Genomic DNA, 17539 nt, shown 5'->3' with positions numbered 1-17539 from the left:
AAATAAAAGCCTTAGAGCCTTAGCCACTCAGAACCTTAGTACCTTAGATTAATTCCAATTCTCCTCAAACCCATAATCCTCGAAGCTATCATCGCCTTCGAACATGTCAAGATCGTCTTCGTCTAGGTCATCTTCAAATTCTCCGTAGATATCGTCGTGCATGTCATCAGCTTCAAAGTTTTTTTCGATAGCATCTGCTGGCATTTCACCGTGAGAATATAAAGTTTCAGGGTAAGTAACTCCAACCTGTTCATCTTCGACAGCGGCCAATTCAACTAAGAAAGTCCACATACTGATGAAGTCATAAACGTAGATAATCTTTGTATTTTCTTTATCTAAAATACTAGATAACGGATAATCGTTCATGGTTCTTATTTCGCCAGGAACATCTCCTGTATCGAAAAGCGGAATTTCATCTTCTTGATTCCAAGTATCATCACAAGTATAAAATGAAGCCACTTCTGATCCGTCAAAGCCAAAAGAGTTGAAGATTGCATTGTGTAAATCTTCAAGAGTATCGTCTTCAAGAATTGCGATGTCTCTGAAAATATCTTCTTCGGCGTCTAGAATAACTCTAAATTTATAAACCATAATCTTTGTTTTTATTGAGAGGTCAAAGGTAAAATATAAAAAACGAAATACGAATCACGAATCGTGATTTGTTGAAAAGATTTTAGAAAGTTAGTTTTCAATAGTTTGTCAGGCTGAGCGAAGTCGAAGCCCTTTTTCCAATTGGAGCGCCCTTCGACTTCGCTCAGGGTGACATTCGGAGAAAAAACACAATTACTTTCTCGCCAGTCTTTTTCGAATTTTATGATAATGTTTGTGATAAGTACTGTGGCTTGGATAACTTCTGCTTGAAGTCATATTATTAAAAACTAAAGCTGTTAAAAGCAAAATCATAACTCCTGTAAAAACTGGAGAAAGAACATACATATAACCTAAGGCTTTTACTTTTTCTGTCCCAATAACTGCAATTAAAGCAGTCGCTCCTCCTGGCGGATGAAGTGTTTTGGTAATCTGCATTAAAATAATGGCAATTGAAACCGCTAAAGGCGCCGCAACCCACATAATGTCTGGAACCAATTTATTGACAGTAACACCAACAATAGCACAAATTACGTGCCCGCCAACTAAATTTCTTGGTTGAGAAAACGGACTCTGAATAATTCCGTATACCAAAACACTTGATGCTCCGAAAGAACCAATTAAATAAACCGCATCAGGGCCTGAAAAGTGTATCGATTGTACATAAGCCAAAATTCCGATTCCGACGAAAGAGCCTAAAAAGGACCAAAAGTGTTCTTTGTAATCAATTAACGTTTCTTTGTAAAGGATGTAACGTGTCTTGCGGTAGCTTCTTTTTATTTTTTGAACAGGCATTTTTGTGGAATTATATTACTCGTTATGCTTTTAAATATATTTTGCTAGATATTTTTGATCTGAAGATTATTTTAGTCTAAAATTATTTGATCAAGCTTGGGGAATAACTGTACACCGTGTACGGATAAATTGTTTTTGCCGTGTATTTTGAAATTAAGCAAACTACAAGAATTGGGAAAAACAATGTGTAGTCATTTGTTAAGCCACACACTAAGAATATTGCTGTGAAAGGCGCATGGATACTGGCACTTAAAACCGCTGCCATTCCAATAATCATAAAGTTAATCGGAATTACATTGACATGGAAAAAGCTATTTAAGATGGATGCTAGTAATAATCCTAAAAAAGCTCCAATAAATAAACTTGGTGCAAAAACACCTCCATCACCACCAGATGCTAGCGTTATTGAAGTAACAATTGGTTTCAGAATTAAAATTCCGATAAAGGTCAATGCCAAAGTTATGGTTAATTGCGCTTGATTGGCACTACCGAAAATTCCTTTTATCGCGTGATAACCTTCGCCATATAGTTGAGGGAATAGAAATAAAGAAGTACTTAAAACAACTGAACCAATAATTATTTTATAATAATGTGTGTCAATTTTTCCGAATTGAGATTTGAAGAAAAGTACACATTTTGTCAAGTAAACTGAATTTATTCCAGCCAAAATTCCAAGCAGAATAAAATATGGAATAGCTTTTAATTGCCAGCTTACAATTGAAACTGCAAATAATGGTTCTTCTTTTAAAATGGTTAATAAACCAAAAGCAATTGAAACCGCAATGACATTTGAAATTATAAAAGCTCGCGTTACTTTTCTTGAAATCACTTCAAAAGCAAATAAAATTCCTGCAATCGGACTGCTGAAAAGTGCCGTAACACCCGCCGCGACACCCGCACAGATTAATTCGGTTTTGTACTGACGGAAAACATTTTCTTTTTCGTGTGCGACCGATCCAATTGTTGCTGTAGCAACAACTGTAGAAACTTCAATTCCGGTGGAACCTCCAAAAATAACCGTTAATAATCCGTTGATGAAGTGAGATGGAATTTTATAAGAAGGAAGGTTTTTTGATTTAGATGCTGTACTTTCAAAAACTTCTTTGATTCCTTTGTTTTCTTTTTTCTTAAAAAGATAATGTCTTAAAAAATAAATTACAGATAGCCCGAAAGCTGGAAAGATGATGTAAAATATTGGGTGAATGGAAACTTCATTGAAGAAAATATGTTCGTAATATTCTGTTATTCTTTTTAAAGATATTCCGAGAAAAGCGGAAAGAAAGCCAATTAAAAGAGAAACAATAACTAATTTTCGAAGTTTAATTAATTGATGATTTTTTTTGATTTGCGCCGTTTTGTTCATCACTATAAATTTGAAGATTTCCGCAATTTTTTTCTGCGGATTACAAAATTAAGAATCAAATTCGGTTTTTTCTAGGAAATATTCATTTTAGTGTGTTAAAACTGATATAAACAGGAAAATTCTTTCGTTTAAAAAAAAGCAAAGTAACAGCGTTACAAAGCGACAGAGTTTTGAATTGCATCCAGCTTTAGCTGGATGTAGAGAGTAAATAAAAAGAAGGGCTTTAGCCAAACAATACGTTATTTGGCTAAAGCCTTTCTCTCAGGTTGTATTTATTCATCCAGCTAAAGCTGGACGCAAGTCAAAAAAGTGTTGTTATGACCTTTGTTCCTCTGTAACGCTGTAACTTTGCTTCTTTCAAAGACCTATCTCTCGTAGAATTCTATTGGCAGCAAATCAGGATCAGCGATAAACGTAAAACGTTTTTCAGTCGTTTCGTCGATTCTAATTGGTTCTGCTTCTATTTTTTTTGAAGTTAAAAAAGCAATGGTTTCTTCTAAATTGATGACTTCAAAAGCCAAATGGCGCAAACCAACAGCTTCAGGTCGGGATGGCCTTTGTGGCGGATTTGGAAAGGAGAATAATTCGACAACATACGAGCCATTTAAAGCCAAATCTAATTTATAAGATTGGCGTTCTTCACGATAGATTTCTCGGATAATTGTTAAACCTAAAATTTGAGTGTAAAAGTGTTTCGATTTTTCATAATCGGAACATAAAATGGCAATATGATGGACTTTATTAAGGGTAAGCATTATTTATTTGATTCAGGTTCTTGATTTAATTTTCGAATAACTTTCGCTGGATTTCCAACAGCAAGTGAATTGTCTGGAATATCTTTCGTCACGACAGATCCAGCGCCAATAACACAACCTTTTCCAATTGTTACGCCTGGACAAATAACAGAATTTCCTCCAATCCAGCAATCGTCTCCAATTGTAACGGGATAAGCATTTTCTAATGTTTTTCTCAATTCAGCGTCAAGCGGATGAGAAGCGGTATAAATTTGAACATTTGGCGCAATAAACACATTCGATCCGATAGTTACAGGCGCACAGTCCAAAACAACACAATTCACATTGAAATAAACGTTTTCTCCACAGAAAATGTTATAACCATAATCGCAATGAAAAGGAGGTTCGATATACAAACCTGCTCCAGCATTCGGAATTAATTCTTTTAAAATCTCTTTTGCTTTTTTGGTAACTCTGTATTCTTTTACATTTAAACTGTGTAAAAGGTTTTTCGCGGCACGGCGACCTTTTACCAACTCAGGATCAAAAGCGTTATAATATTCGCCAGAGATCATTTTTTCTTTTTCTGTTTTCATTATTTACATTTTCGTCTTGGCAATTTTGTCATGCAATTTTGGAATTTCCTGCAAAGCTGCTGTGCAATACCAAGGCGTTAATTCGGCTTCTAATAAATTGGCTTTTATTGCCGGATCGGTGGCAACAAGCGCTTTGGCTTCTTCTATAGTTTCGACATTAAAAATATAAATGCCACGATAATTTCGATCATTTTTCATAAAAGGTCCGGCAACAGCGAGTTTTCCTTCTTTGGCTAATTTCCCAATATTTGCCATATGACCTTCAAATAATTTTTGAGTTTCTTCTTTAGAAGCGGTTGTATTGGTTCCGGATTTTAGAAGACAAAAAACATATTTCTTCATTCCGTATTCATCGGCGTGAAGTGATTTTGCTAATGCTTCATCGTATTTTACTTCGGTTTCTTGTGAAAAACCGATTATGCTAACAAGCAAAAAACAGATTACAAAAAATAGTTTTTTCATAAGATGAAATTTAAGATAAATATTAAAGGTCATATTCCAGTGTTATAAAATTTGGGACTTTTTCATAGTTTTTATCTTTCCAGCTATTAAAGACGAAATTCTCAATTTTTTTCTTTAACTCGGTATCCAATTTTAAATTGATTTGCTCGCAAAAAGCTAAAATTGCAGCGTAACCTACAATAGTTGGGTTGGTGTCAGTAATAAGAAGCCCTTCGACTTTTTTTACTTTAACAGTCCATTTGGTTTCGATTTTAGAAAAAATTAATTCTAAACCTTTTAATACTGCTTTTCTCCAATCAGAGAAACGTGCTTTACCAGCTTCGTCTTTTGCAGGAATACTTGCAAAATGCCCCATTCCAATCCAGCCTTCGCCTATATATTCTTCAATAATTTCATTTTCATTTTCATTTGGACTTACTTCAAGATTTACGATGGCAAAAAAAGGTTTCCCATTTTTAATTTTTAAGAAGCGATAATCTAGCGTTTCATCAATCATTGTAAATTTTTAAAGCAGCTTTTTCAAAATAACAATCTGCCCTAAATGATAAACATCATGCTGAATAATTCCATGCAGATGTTCATAATACGAATGACCATTATTGACATATATTTTTGCCAAATGATCATCGTCAAAATTTTCAAAAAAGGCATTCCAAGATTCTTGTGATTTTGCCAACGTTTGAAGCGATTGTTCCCATGCCGCTTCAGAAGGATCTAAAACTGGCACAAAATAATTATGATCTGGAGTTTTGATTACTTCGCCACTCATTCTTTCTAGAATATTTCGTCTCCATTGAATAAGATGATTGACAATTTCCCAAATCGTATTCAAGTTCGGATTTATCTTTTTATAAGCTTGTGCTGCCGTTACATTTTTTAAAGTTCCTGCTAGAGTTACTTCCAGCCAAGGATTTCCATCATAAATGGATTGATATAGATTTGAAATTCGTTTACTTTCTGACATAAATGGTAATTTTTGGTTTTCCTAGCTAAGATACAAATAAGTATTTTACAACTCATCCTCGAAATTCTACAATTGGGTTATTATATATTTTTTAACGCTAATTGTTAAAATACATTTGCTTCATCAAAAACCAAAGATGACATGAAAACCAAATTATTTTTTACAATAAGCTTTTTACTTTTTACAGCTTTAACTTTTGCTCAAAATACGATTTCAGGAAAAGTAGTAGATCAAAAAGGAAAACCAATTGCAGGTGCAAATATTTATATTGATGGAACTTATGATGGAGCAACAAGTTCTGAAACGGGAGATTTTTCTTTTCAAACTAGCGAAACAGGAAACAAGTTTATCGTAGTTAGTTTTTTACTTTTTGAAACTTTCAAGCAAGAAATTGATCTTGCAAATTATAAAGATCAAGTAATCAAATTAAGAGAAAATGTTAACACACTTGATGCGGTTGTAATTACAGCTGGAACATTAGAATCTGGAGATAAAGCAAGAGTTTCGGTTTTAAAACCTTTAGATATTGTGACAACAGCAGGTTCAGCAGGAAATATTGTTGCCGCTTTGCAAACTTTGCCAGGAACACAGAATGTAGGCGAGGACGGGCGTTTGTTTGTTCGTGGAGGTGAAGCCAGCGAAACGCAGACTTTTGTTGACGGAATTCGTGTGGCGCAACCATATGGTGCAACGACAAATAATTTGCCAACAAGAAGTAGATTTTCTCCTTTCTTGTTTAGCGGAATTGCTTTTTCTACTGGAGGTTATTCTGCGGAATATGGTGAGGCTTTGTCAAGTGTTTTGCTTTTAAATACGCAAGATGAAGCAGATCATGAAAAAACTGATATTTCATTTATGACTGTTGGTTTGGGTTTAGGAAATACACAGAAATGGAATAAAAGTTCGTTGAGCGTAAACATGATGTATGTAAATCTAGCGCCTTATCAAGCTGTAATTCCTCAAAATGTAGATTGGAATAATCCGTATCAATCGCTTGGTGGAGAAACGGTTTATAGATACAATTTCACAAACGGAATCTTCAAATTATATGCTTCTTTCGACTCAGAAAAATTTGATTTGAATCAGAAGAATGTCAATTTCGAAAATCCGATCAGAACGGATATGAACAACAATAATTTCTACTTAAATTCTTCTTACAAAGGAACTTTTGGAACAGGTTGGCAATTGACTTCTGGAATTAGCTACGGTTACAGCAAAAACAAAGTGACTTATAATATAACTGATGTTGACAACAATGAAAATGCAGCACAACTGAAATTGAAATTGCAGAAAAAAGTTTCAAACTATTTCAAATTGTCTTTTGGTACGGATTATTTCATTACAAAATTCAATGAAAATGTAAACGATAATATTTCAGTTAATGTTGATAATGGCTACGATTCGAACATTTTTGCTGCTTACGCCGAAGGAGATATTTTGTTCTCGAAAAAACTGGCAATGAAAGTTGGTTTAAGATATTCAAATAATAGTTTGTTAAACGAAAACAATATTGCACCAAGAGCTTCATTGGCTTATAAAGTTTCAAAAAGCAGTCAATTCTCTTTTGCTTACGGAGATTTTTCGCAAACACCTGTTGTCGATTACATCAAATATTCAAAATACCATCAGTTTGAAAGCGAAAAGGCAAGACATTATATCCTGAATTATCAATTTACAAAACCGGGACAAACTTTTAGAGCCGAAGCTTATTTTAAAGATTATAGTAATTTGGTTCAATATGATACAAGAGATATTCAATACAATTCGGTTTTCAATAATAACGGTTCAGGATACGCAAAAGGAATCGATTTGTTTTGGAGAGACAGCAATTTGTATAAAAACTTAGAATATTGGATTTCATATTCATACATCGATTCTGAAAGACAATATAAAAACTTTCCAACGATGGCAACGCCTAGTTTTATTGCTAACCATAGTTTGTCGGTTGTAACAAAATATTTCATCACCGATTGGAAATCACAAGTTGGATTTACAAATAGTTTTAGTTCAGGACGTCCGTACAACGATCCAAACCAAACACAATTTATGAACGGAAAAACAAAATCATACAATAGTTTGAGTTTCAACTGGGCGTATTTATTGACAACACAAAAAATCCTTTATTTCTCTGTTTCAAATGTTTTAGGAACTCAAAATATTTTCGGATACGATTACGCTAGAAATCCAGATGCAAGCGGTGTTTATCAAAGACAAGCAGTTATACCAACCGCAGACAGATTTTTCTTCATCGGTTTCTTCTGGACCATCAGCCAGAATAAAAATGAGAATCAGTTGAAGAATCTTTAAAAAGGTTCTAAGGTGCTAAGATACTGAGGTTCTAAGGAAAAAAGCTTAGAACCTTAGACCCTAAGAACCTTAGTGCCTTAAAAAAAACAATTCAGTCACCAAATTCGACAACTCAGTACCATTTAATTTTAAAAGACTTAAAACCAACATACTTTTGAAGTGTAAATTAAAAGGAACAAAGAAACAAAGTGACAAAGGTTCAAAGTTTTGAATCTTATAAATTAGAAAAAACCTTTGCCACTTTGCAGCTCTGGACCTTTGAACCTAAAAAAAAGAGTTTTAATCATCAACAAAAAACTTAGAACCTTAGTAACTCAGAATCTTAGAACCTTAAAAAAAAAGAAATCATGACCAAAATTATTACAATAACTATTTTATTTATCTGCAGCTTAATGTCTGCTCAAAATGTAAAATTAACTGTTGCTGTTTCAGGATTGAAAAATGATACAGGAGTTGTTAAAGTAGGATTATACAATTCAGACGGAACTTTTTTGAAAACAACTTACAAAAGTCTTGTTTCCGAAATTAAAAACAATCAAGCAGTTGTGACTTTTGAAAATCTTCCTGCTGGCGAATATGCAATTTCGACATATCATGATGAAAACATCAACGGACAGCTTGACAGAAATGCAATGGGAATTCCATCAGAAGAATATGCGGCTTCAAACAATGCAAAAGGATTTATGGGACCACCTTCATATGCTGATGCAAAATTTAATGTCGGTAAAGATTCAAAAATTGAAATTAAATTCTAATAAACAAATAACTAAACCATTAAATAACTTATAAAATGAAAAAAATCATCACTTTAATCGCACTAGTTGTAGTAACAATAAGTTCAGCGCAAACACAATTTGAACAAGGAATGGGAAAAGCTTTCGGACTTTGGAAAGAAGGAAAAAATGCAGAGGCTTCGGCAATGTTTGAAAGAATCGCGGCGGCAGACAAAACAAGTTATCTTCCAAATTATTATGTTGCTTTGATTAATGCGACTGCAGTTTTTACTGAAAAAGACAAAACAAAAATTGATTTGTTGTTGACCAAAGCGCAAGATGCTCTTGATCAAGAAATGATTAAAGATCAAAACAATGCCGAATTGTATGTGATGCAGGCTTTGATTTACACAGGATATGTAGTAGCTGACCCAATGACAAACGGAATGAAATATTCTGGCAAAGTGATGGAAGCTTACGCAAAAGCAAAAGCGATCGATCCAAATAATCCAAGAGCAGTTTTTGGCGAAGCAGATTACCAATTGGGCGGCGCAAAATGGACAGGAGTTGATACAAAGCCACTTTGTGCGCAAGTTGATAAAGCTATTGAACTTTTTGCTACATTTAAACCTGCAACGCCTTTTTCTCCAAAATGGGGATTAGAAAGAGCGTTGGAAGCACAAAAAAATTGCAAAAAATAAAAACTAATTTAAGTTGATTTAGAATGAAAGACTATAGAAGTAGCTTTGCAGATGTTAGAAATGGAACGATTACATGTTTTAAGATTTCTATGGTCTTTGCAATATTGTTTTCAGCATTTTTGGGAGACGATTTAAGTGTTAAGAACGTTCTTGTAACTTTTTTTGTAAGCTGTCTTTATTCTTTCGGACTCGGTTTCGGGAACGGATTTATCAGTGTTTATCTAGATAAAAAATGGGATTGGCTTGAACAAACAAATTTGAGAGTTTATTACGGAATCCTGACTACTGTGTTGTATACAGTTCCTGTCGTTTTAGGAATAAATTATTTCATTTTTGTTATTCTGCAAAACGTGACTGTAGATGTGTTTTTTAGTGCACGAATGCTTTGGGTGCATCTTTTTTATATCGTTGTTTCTTTGGGAGTTTCAACTTTTTTGCAGGCCAGAAGTTTTATGGTAAAATGGAAACAGGCCTCAAAATTTGAAATTACACAACAAAAAATTATTGCCGGAACAGCAAATGCTAAATTCGAGAGCTTAAAAAACCAGATTGATCCGCATTTTCTTTTTAACAGCTTGAACGTTTTAAGTTCTTTGATTGAAGAAAACCCAGATAATGCACAACGATTTACGACTTCTTTATCTAAAGTATATCGCTATGTTTTAGAACAGAAAGACAAAGAACTAGTTTCTGTAGAAGATGAATTATCGTTTGCAAAAACCTATATGAACCTTCTGAAAATGCGTTTCGAAAACAGTTTGTTTTACGAATTGCCATCAGAAAACATTAATCCAGATGCAAAAGTGGTTCCGTTATCGTTGCAACTTTTATTAGAAAATACGGTAAAACATAATATCGTAAGCGAGCAAAAACCTTTGCACATCAGGATTTTTATAGACGGAGATTATCTTGCAATTCAGAATGATTTTCAAAAGAAAGAAGTTTTGCAAGACAGACAAGGAGTTGGATTACAAAACATCGTTAGTCGATACGGAATCGTAACCAACAGAAAAGTTTTAATAGAACAAAATGAACAGACATTCACAGTTAAAATTCCAATTTTAACGAAACAAATAACAGTTATGGAAACAAGTGCAGACTATAGCGATGAAAATAGAGCTTATTTCAGAGCTAAAAAAAGAGTAGAGGAATTAAAAGGTTTTTACGGAAATGTAATTTCGTATTGTTGTGTGATTCCGTTTTTAATTTTTATAAATTTGAGGTATTCTCCTGGATTTCAATGGTTTTGGTTTTCGGCTTTAGGCTGGGGATTTGGAGTCGTAATGCATGCTTTTAAAGTCTTTGGTTACAGCTCAGATTGGGAAGAACGCAAAATTAGAGAGATTTTAGAAAAAGAAAACAACAAACAACAAACCTGGAAATAATGGAAAAGAAATATGCTGAAGCAGATCGTTATTACGAAGCTCAAAAAAAAGTAAGAGAAATTAAAGAATTTTACCAGCATTTGACTGTATTTATTTTGGTAAACCCGATTGTAATTGCAGTAAATCTTATGACTTCTCCAGGATATTTGTGGTTTATTTGGTGTGTGTTGGGTTGGGGATTTGGATTAATTATGCACGGATTAAAAGCTTTTGAAGTGATGCCTTTTTTTAATAAAGAATGGGAGCAACGAAAAATTCAAGAGATTTTAGATAAAGAAAAAAACAAACAAACTTGGGAGTAATTATGGAAACAAAATTTAATAATGAAACCGATCAGTTTGAGGCGGAGTTGGAAGAAATGGCAGCAAAAAAGGTCAAAAAGTTAAAAGGATTTTACAGTCATATGCTCGTTTATATCATTGGCGTAATTATTTATATACTGAAAGAATATTTTGGTGTTCCGTTTAATTTTTGGCCAATCGGATTTCTTGACGGATTTGTAATGTGTGTCTGGACCACTGCATTTTTAGTTTCTGCAGTAGATTTGTTTGCTTCTTTCAAAATCTTTGGACAAGATTGGGAGGAGCGCAAAATGAAAAGCATCTTAGAGAAAAAGACGAAAACACAAAAATGGGAATAGTCATGGAAATGAATTGCATTAATGATAGAAGGAATTATGAATTTGAGCGCATTTTCGAAAAAAAGGAATTCAAATTCAAATCAGTTGGTGTACATGCGCTTATTTACGGAATTGGACTTTTGGGATTTATTTTAAAAGAGTTTTATGGAATAGCATTTAACTTTTTCCCCTTTAAGTATTTAAATTTCGTTGTGTTGGTAATTTGGACTTCCGTTTTTTTATATTCAGTGATTGATTTATTTCTTTCGTATAAAATTTTCGGAGACAATTGGCAAGAGCGCAAAGCGAAAAGCATTTTAGAGAAAAAGACAAAAACACAAAAATGGATATAATCATGGAAATGAATTTTAATGAAGAAGATAAATATTACTTGGCCAAAAAGAAAGTCGAGAGTATCAAAGGGTTTTATGGAAATTTGACATCATTTTTAATTGTAAATGCGGTTTTGATTTTCATTAATCTTTACACATCACCAAATCATTTATGGTTTTACTGGCCTTTGATGTGGTGGGGAGTTGGAGTTGTTTTTCATGGATTGAAGGTTTTTGAAGTATTTCCGGTTTTAGGAAAAGGCTGGGAAGAAAAAAAGATCAAAGAGATCATGGATAAAGAAAAAGAAAACAGAAACAAGTGGCAATAATTTTATAAAAACGAAATAAAATGGGACGTTTTAGAAGAAGAATGTTTGAAGAATATAGAGAAGAGTTTGAAAACAAGGACGAAAACTTTATGATGGCATACAGAAAAGTAAAAAGAATCAAAGGTTTTTATTCACACTTAAGAGTTTACATTATTGTAAATGCAATCATTATCATTACAAATTTGAATCGCGATATCTTCGGGAAAGATATCATTTATAACGGATTAACAGACTGGCATACGTATTCTACAGCTTTTTGGTGGGGAATTGCATTATTGATTCATGCTTTCACCGTTTTTGGACCAGATGTGTTTTTTGGACATGACTGGGAGCAGAAAAAAATCCAAAAATATATGGATAGAGAAGCTCAGAATACCAATAAATGGGAGTAATTTTACCATAACCAAAACCAAATTTTTAATTTTTTTCAATCTAATAAATGACCACATTAATTATAGAAGACGAAAAGCCCGCTGCAAGATTATTACAGCGAAAATTAGAAAAATTAGATATTGCTGTCGAAACCATGCTGCATTCTGTAGAAGAATCTGTGGATTGGTTTAGCAACAATCAGCATCCAGATTTAATATTTTTGGATATCCAGCTTTCTGATGGTTTGTCGTTTGAAATTTTTGAAAAAATAGATATCAAAAGCGCTATTATTTTTACAACAGCTTATGACGAATATGCATTAAAAGCTTTTAAACTTAATAGCATTGATTATCTTTTGAAACCAATTGATGAAGATGATCTAGAAGTTGCGGTAACGAAATTCAAAACCCGACTTCCAAAAACAGAAGCTGAAAGCAATAATTTGCAACTTGATTTTGAACAAATCCGAAAAATGCTTTCAAATCCGTTTGAGAAAACGTTCAAGAAAAGATTCACAGTCAAAATTGGACAGCATTTAAAAGTGATTACGACAGATGAAATCGAATGTTTTTTTAGTGAAAACAAAGGAACTTACATTCATACTTTTGATAACCGAAATTATTTAATCGATTCAACTCTCGAGATTCTGGAGCAAGAACTGGACATGAAGGATTTCTTTCGCGTAAGCAGAAAATTTATTGTGCCGCTTCAAGCGATAAAAGAAATTCAGGTTTATACGAATTCACGGTTAAAAGTAATTTTACCGACTTACAAAGAAGATGAGGTAATTGTAAGCCGAGAAAAAGTTCAGGATTTTAAATCTTGGCTTGGATAGTTTTTTGTGAAATGTGAAATGTAGGATTGCAAAATGTGTCGTTCCTACGGAACTTAATTTCATTTGGATTACCATATCAACGGACTAAAATCCGTTGCTACACATATTTCATTCCTACGGAATTTCTTTTTCAGTTATAAAAATCAAATGTTTTATAAAGAGCCATCGGCTCGAGGTATTTTGTAGGGCCGGATTTCAATCCGGTTGACGAGTTGTATTTTTTTTATCAAATACATATACAAAAAGAGCCGAAATTTTTCGGCTCTTTTTTTTGTTTAAATATATTTTGATATTATTTGCTCAATCTGTGCAAAGTATAGGTCATGGCACTCAAAAGGAAAAACGCCATAATTTGATGAATCAATCCTAAAGCCAATGGAACGCTATATAACAAAGTGAAAACACCAAGTGCAAACTGAATAAAAACAAAAGTTACAAGCGTTTTAATTCCGTTTGATTGTGTACTAGTAAGCGTATATTTTTTGCTTTTGAAGAAAAGAAAAAGAATCATTGCTACAACTACGTAAGCAAAAGTTCTATGCACAAACTGAACACCGCTTTTTCCTTCAATTAAGTTTTTCACCAAAGAAGACTGCTCAATAAAAACCGATTCGTGAATAAATTCGCCATCACTCATCAAAGGCCAGTGATTGTGAATTAATCCTGCATTTAAACCTGCTACAAATCCGCCATAAATAATTTGGATTAACAAAGCCACTAATGCATAACGTGCAATATTTCGAAGCGGCAAAATTTTGTTGATATTTCTTTCTGGATAAATCAAATCTAGCGCAACCCAAAGCGTGTATGCAAACGTGATAAACGCAAAAGTCAAGTGTAATGAAAGTCTGAAGTGGCTTACATCTGGATTGTCGATTAAGCCGCTACGAACCATAAACCATCCAAGAAAACCTTGAAAAGCTCCCATTCCTAAAAGCACAACGCATTTTTTGATTGTATCTGTATCTAATCTTTTTTTAGCTAAAAAGTAAACGAAAGGAACAAAGAAAACCAACCCTATAATACGTCCGATGAAACGGTGAAACCATTCCCAGAAATAAATGAATTTATAATCGGCTAATTGAAAATCGTTGTGAATATTGATTTTTTGATATTCAGGAAATTTCTTGTATTCGTCAAAAGCGGCTTGCCATTTTGCCTCAGTTAAAGGCGGGAAGGTGTCGGTTACCAAATGCCAGTCGGTCATGGATAAACCTGAATTGGTTAGACGTGTGATACCGCCCACAACAACCATTAAAAATAATAAAACACAACCTGATAGTAACCAAATGATTACTGATTTATTCTCTTTTTTCATTCTTTTCCGATTAATTCGATTTCTTTATCTTTTTTTGTTTTTGAAATTCTCTTTAAATAGAATTTCGCGAAATATATGTTTATTAAAATACTAGGAGGAAATATTATGCTTCCTATGATAATCCTTGTTATGACACTGTCTAGATCGAAGTTTAATCTTAAGAATCGAAGTAAACCAGGAGTTGTCATGATTAAAACGACCAGAAAAATTACAGCACACGGAACAATAAAAGATATTAAGAAATATAGTAATTGATGTTTGAAATACTTTTTTTTGCTGGTTTTAAGTCGTTTGAAAAAATAAAAATTTGGATATATAATAACTATAACAAGTGAAATTCTAAAAAGTATTTTATAAAATTCCATTACTTTTTAAGCGTTAGATTTAATTTCTCAGCTCTCTTAATCACAAAAGCGTATGCAGCCTGATATTCATTCGGAATGTCACCTTCTAAAATAGCTTCTTTCACTGCTTCTTTCAAAATCCCGATTTCACGAGAAGGTTTCAAATCAAACATTTCCATAATTTCTTCACCAGAAATTGGTGGTTGGAAATTACGCACATGATCGCGTTCTTCGACTTCAACAATTTTCTTGCGTACCAATTCAAAGTTTTTATGATATTTCTTGAATTTCGCTGGATTTTTAGTTGTGATATCAGCAGCACATAAAGTCATTAAACTCTCTACATCTTCGCCGGCATCAAAGACCAAACGTCGAACGGCACTATCAGTCACGATATCTTGTGCCAAAACAATCGGACGCGAACTCATGATAACCATTTTTTGAACAAACTTCATTTTATGGTTTAAAGGCATGTGTAAACGCTCGAAGATTTTCTTAGCCATTTTGCCACCAAGAAATTCATGTCCGTGAAAAGTCCATCCTTGTTTTTTGTTGAAGCGTTTTGTTGGCGCTTTCCCAATATCATGCAATAAAGCAGCCCAACGCAACCAAACATCATCTGTATTTGGGCAAATGTTGTCAACTACTTCAAGCGTGTGATAAAAATTGTTTTTGTGTGTATGCCCTTCAATTTCTTCTACCTGATTCAACGCTGTCAATTCAGGTAAAATTAGATCTAAAAGTCCCGTTTTGTATAAAAGTAAAAATCCTGTTGAAGGTTTGTCTGTCGAAAGAATTTTATTTAATTCATCAACAATTCGTTCGCCAGAAATAATTTTGATTCTTTCTGCATTTTTTGTGATGGCATTCAATGAATTTTCTTCAATTTCAAAATCCAACTGTGTAGCAAAACGAATCGCGCGAAGCATTCGCAATGGATCATCAGAATATGTAATATCAGGATCCAAAGGTGTTTTGATGGTTTTATTTTCTAAATCTGCTAATCCGTTAAAAGGATCTAAAAGATCTCCGAAATTATTTTGATTCAAAGATAAAGCGAAAGCATTGATTGTAAAATCACGACGATTTTGATCATCTTGTAAAGTTCCATTTTCAACAATCGGATTTCTGCTGTCACGATTATAAGATTCTTTTCGCGCCCCAACAAATTCAATATCGGTATCTTCAAAACGAAGCATTGCCGTTCCATAACTTTTAAAAACCTGAACTTTTGGTTTGTTCGGAAGTAAATCAGAAACTTTAAGCGCTAATTCAATGCCGCTTCCAACTGCTACAACGTCGATGTCTTTTTTAGAACCTCTGTTTAAAAGCAAATCACGAACAAATCCGCCGATCACGTATGAGTCAACATTTAATTCCTGAGAAGCTTTCGAAATTATATCGAAGATTTTGTTTTGTAAAGCAGATTTATAGTTTGTTTGTACAGCCACGAATTCACTAATTTTTGAGTAAAAATGCAATTTGAATTTCAGATGAAATAAAATGCACGCAAATTTACAACATAGAAAATGCCTTTTATAATCTATCGTCCACTTTTTTGAATAAATTCACAATTTTTCAGATTAAGTACACAAATTTTTTGACATGATCTAAATTTTTCTGCCATGAATTTGCTTCGCCTGTTCGCTGTCGCTCGAGCCACGAATTTATTTTAATCATTTCGAATAAATTCGTGCAATGAATTACACGAATTCATTCGAAACTAAACTCAAAGATTGTAAAAAATAAATTCGTGAATTCGTGGCGAAAAAAAAATATACGCTCATAGAACAAATCAATTACGATAATCTATTTTTAGAAATTCAATTTGTATTTTTGAATCATACAAAAACGTACAAATGAAAATTGTTATATCTCCGGCGAAATCATTGAATTTCGAAAAAGAATTACCAACATCTCAATATACTGAACCTTCATTCTTAAAAGAAGCAAGAGTGGTTCATAAAGTAGTAAAACAAAAAAAGCCAGCTGAATTATCAGAATTAATGTCGATCTCAGACAAACTAGCCGATTTAAACTGGAAAAGAAATCAGGATTGGAAAACACCTTTCACTCCAGAAAATGCACGTCCGGCAGTTTATACTTTTGATGGCGATGTTTATACAGGTTTGGATGCTTATTCAATTCCGTTAGAAAAATTAGATGTTCTTCAAGATAAATTAAGAATCTTATCTGGACTTTACGGACTTCTAAAACCATTAGATTTGATGCAGGCTTACCGCTTAGAAATGGGGACAAAAATGCCTGTTGCCGAATCAAAAAATCTTCACGATTTCTGGAAACCAACAGTTACTAAAGCTTTAAACAAAGAATTGAAAAAAGGCGAATTATTTGTGAATTTGGCCAGCACAGAATATTTCTCTGCAGTAGATGTAAAAGCTTTGAAAGTTCCTGTAATTACTCCAGATTTTAAAGATTATAAAGACGGAAAACTTAAAATGATCAGTTTCTTTGCGAAAAAGGCGAGAGGTATGATGGTTCGTTATATCATTGATACAAATGCAGAAACTATCGATGATTTAAAAGGTTTCAATTATGAAGGATATCAGTTTGATGCGAATCTTTCTAAAGGAAATCATTTAGTTTTTACAAGGTAGATTTTTTTAAGTTACTAAGATTCTAAGTTTTTTAATAAAGTAACAAAGTGACAAAGTAACAAAGTGGCAGAGCTTTTTAAAGAGTCGGAGACTCGATGTATATTTTTCAAGCTCCGGAGATTTGAATGTCATTCAAGACAAAAAAAACACACGCAAAAAAATAC

General features: G+C 33.3%; 21 protein-coding genes. 11 read left to right on the top strand and 10 right to left on the bottom strand.

The window, feature by feature from the left end; genetic code table 11:
- Nucleotides 1-48 precede the first annotated feature (48 nt).
- From AAYQ19_RS08060 to AAYQ19_RS08025, 8 genes are all read right to left on the bottom strand, one after another.
- On the bottom strand, nucleotides 49-591 hold the full coding sequence (locus AAYQ19_RS08060) for an IS1096 element passenger TnpR family protein (RefSeq protein WP_343535736.1): 543 nt from the start codon (nucleotides 589-591) through the stop codon (nucleotides 49-51).
- Nucleotides 592-783: 192 nt separating this feature from the next.
- The gene (locus tag AAYQ19_RS08055) at nucleotides 784-1383 is read right to left on the bottom strand and encodes an HPP family protein (RefSeq protein ID WP_343535735.1); all 600 of its coding nucleotides are present in this window, start codon (nucleotides 1381-1383) and stop codon (nucleotides 784-786) included.
- Between the two features lie 82 nt (nucleotides 1384-1465).
- Nucleotides 1466-2746: a chloride channel protein gene (locus AAYQ19_RS08050; protein ID WP_343535734.1), complete on the bottom strand. Its 1281-nt coding sequence runs from the start codon at nucleotides 2744-2746 to the stop codon at nucleotides 1466-1468.
- A 365-nt stretch (nucleotides 2747-3111) separates the two neighbouring features.
- Nucleotides 3112-3501, bottom strand: a complete 390-nt coding sequence (gene gloA2 / locus AAYQ19_RS08045) for an SMU1112c/YaeR family gloxylase I-like metalloprotein (RefSeq protein WP_343535733.1) — start codon at nucleotides 3499-3501, stop codon at nucleotides 3112-3114.
- Nucleotides 3501-4076: a sugar O-acetyltransferase gene (locus AAYQ19_RS08040; RefSeq protein WP_343535732.1), complete on the bottom strand. Its 576-nt coding sequence runs from the start codon at nucleotides 4074-4076 to the stop codon at nucleotides 3501-3503. Before AAYQ19_RS08040 ends, gloA2 begins: the two co-directional genes overlap by 1 nt.
- 3 nt (nucleotides 4077-4079) lie before the next feature.
- Nucleotides 4080-4538, bottom strand: a complete 459-nt coding sequence (locus AAYQ19_RS08035; protein WP_343535731.1) for a YciI family protein — start codon at nucleotides 4536-4538, stop codon at nucleotides 4080-4082.
- A 22-nt stretch (nucleotides 4539-4560) separates the two neighbouring features.
- The gene (locus tag AAYQ19_RS08030; RefSeq protein WP_343535730.1) at nucleotides 4561-5034 is read right to left on the bottom strand and encodes a hypothetical protein; all 474 of its coding nucleotides are present in this window, start codon (nucleotides 5032-5034) and stop codon (nucleotides 4561-4563) included.
- A gap of 9 nt (nucleotides 5035-5043) precedes the next feature.
- Nucleotides 5044-5502, bottom strand: a complete 459-nt coding sequence (locus AAYQ19_RS08025) for a DinB family protein (protein WP_343535729.1) — start codon at nucleotides 5500-5502, stop codon at nucleotides 5044-5046.
- A 141-nt stretch (nucleotides 5503-5643) separates the two neighbouring features.
- On the opposite strand from AAYQ19_RS08025, the gene AAYQ19_RS08020 reads away from it, so the two are divergent.
- The 10 genes from AAYQ19_RS08020 to AAYQ19_RS07975 all read left to right on the top strand — a co-directional run bounded on the left by AAYQ19_RS08020 (nucleotide 5644) and on the right by AAYQ19_RS07975 (nucleotide 13095).
- On the top strand, nucleotides 5644-7809 hold the full coding sequence (locus tag AAYQ19_RS08020) for a TonB-dependent receptor (RefSeq protein WP_343535728.1): 2166 nt from the start codon (nucleotides 5644-5646) through the stop codon (nucleotides 7807-7809).
- A 347-nt stretch (nucleotides 7810-8156) separates the two neighbouring features.
- Nucleotides 8157-8564: a DUF2141 domain-containing protein gene (locus AAYQ19_RS08015; RefSeq protein WP_343535727.1), complete on the top strand. Its 408-nt coding sequence runs from the start codon at nucleotides 8157-8159 to the stop codon at nucleotides 8562-8564.
- A 35-nt stretch (nucleotides 8565-8599) separates the two neighbouring features.
- A complete protein-coding gene (locus AAYQ19_RS08010; protein WP_343535726.1) occupies nucleotides 8600-9223 on the top strand; it encodes a tetratricopeptide repeat protein in 624 nt (207 codons plus the stop codon).
- Nucleotides 9224-9246: 23 nt separating this feature from the next.
- On the top strand, nucleotides 9247-10608 hold the full coding sequence (locus tag AAYQ19_RS08005; RefSeq protein ID WP_343535725.1) for a 2TM domain-containing protein: 1362 nt from the start codon (nucleotides 9247-9249) through the stop codon (nucleotides 10606-10608).
- Nucleotides 10608-10910, top strand: coding sequence for a 2TM domain-containing protein (locus tag AAYQ19_RS08000; protein ID WP_343535724.1), 303 nt, complete (start codon nucleotides 10608-10610; stop codon nucleotides 10908-10910). Before AAYQ19_RS08005 ends, AAYQ19_RS08000 begins: the two co-directional genes overlap by 1 nt.
- Before the next feature lie 2 nt (nucleotides 10911-10912).
- Nucleotides 10913-11248, top strand: coding sequence for a 2TM domain-containing protein (locus AAYQ19_RS07995; RefSeq protein WP_343535723.1), 336 nt, complete (start codon nucleotides 10913-10915; stop codon nucleotides 11246-11248).
- A 2-nt stretch (nucleotides 11249-11250) separates the two neighbouring features.
- On the top strand, nucleotides 11251-11580 hold the full coding sequence (locus tag AAYQ19_RS07990; RefSeq protein WP_343535722.1) for a hypothetical protein: 330 nt from the start codon (nucleotides 11251-11253) through the stop codon (nucleotides 11578-11580).
- Entirely contained in the window at nucleotides 11571-11888 is a 318-nt protein-coding gene (locus AAYQ19_RS07985) for a 2TM domain-containing protein (protein WP_343535721.1), read from the top strand. Before AAYQ19_RS07990 ends, AAYQ19_RS07985 begins: the two co-directional genes overlap by 10 nt.
- 20 nt (nucleotides 11889-11908) lie before the next feature.
- A complete protein-coding gene (locus AAYQ19_RS07980; RefSeq protein ID WP_343535720.1) occupies nucleotides 11909-12280 on the top strand; it encodes a 2TM domain-containing protein in 372 nt (123 codons plus the stop codon).
- Between the two features lie 47 nt (nucleotides 12281-12327).
- Nucleotides 12328-13095 (top strand): LytR/AlgR family response regulator transcription factor, encoded by a 768-nt coding sequence (locus AAYQ19_RS07975; RefSeq protein WP_343535719.1) that lies wholly within the window; start codon nucleotides 12328-12330, stop codon nucleotides 13093-13095.
- A gap of 292 nt (nucleotides 13096-13387) precedes the next feature.
- Here AAYQ19_RS07975 and AAYQ19_RS07970 read toward each other — a convergent pair whose 3' ends face one another.
- Both AAYQ19_RS07970 and AAYQ19_RS07965 read right to left on the bottom strand, forming a co-directional pair.
- On the bottom strand, nucleotides 13388-14413 hold the full coding sequence (locus tag AAYQ19_RS07970) for a COX15/CtaA family protein (protein ID WP_343535718.1): 1026 nt from the start codon (nucleotides 14411-14413) through the stop codon (nucleotides 13388-13390).
- 364 nt (nucleotides 14414-14777) lie between these two features.
- Entirely contained in the window at nucleotides 14778-16208 is a 1431-nt protein-coding gene (locus AAYQ19_RS07965; protein WP_343535717.1) for a CCA tRNA nucleotidyltransferase, read from the bottom strand.
- A 408-nt stretch (nucleotides 16209-16616) separates the two neighbouring features.
- On the opposite strand from AAYQ19_RS07965, the gene yaaA reads away from it, so the two are divergent.
- A complete protein-coding gene (gene yaaA / locus AAYQ19_RS07960) occupies nucleotides 16617-17375 on the top strand; it encodes a peroxide stress protein YaaA (RefSeq protein WP_343535716.1) in 759 nt (252 codons plus the stop codon).
- Nucleotides 17376-17539: the final 164 nt, after the last annotated feature.

This window comes from Flavobacterium mesophilum (genome assembly GCF_039581405.1).
Classification (GTDB): Bacteria; Bacteroidota; Bacteroidia; order Flavobacteriales; family Flavobacteriaceae; genus Flavobacterium.
Note: the sequence above shows the minus strand (reverse complement) of the source record. Positions and strands in the feature narration are given on the sequence as shown.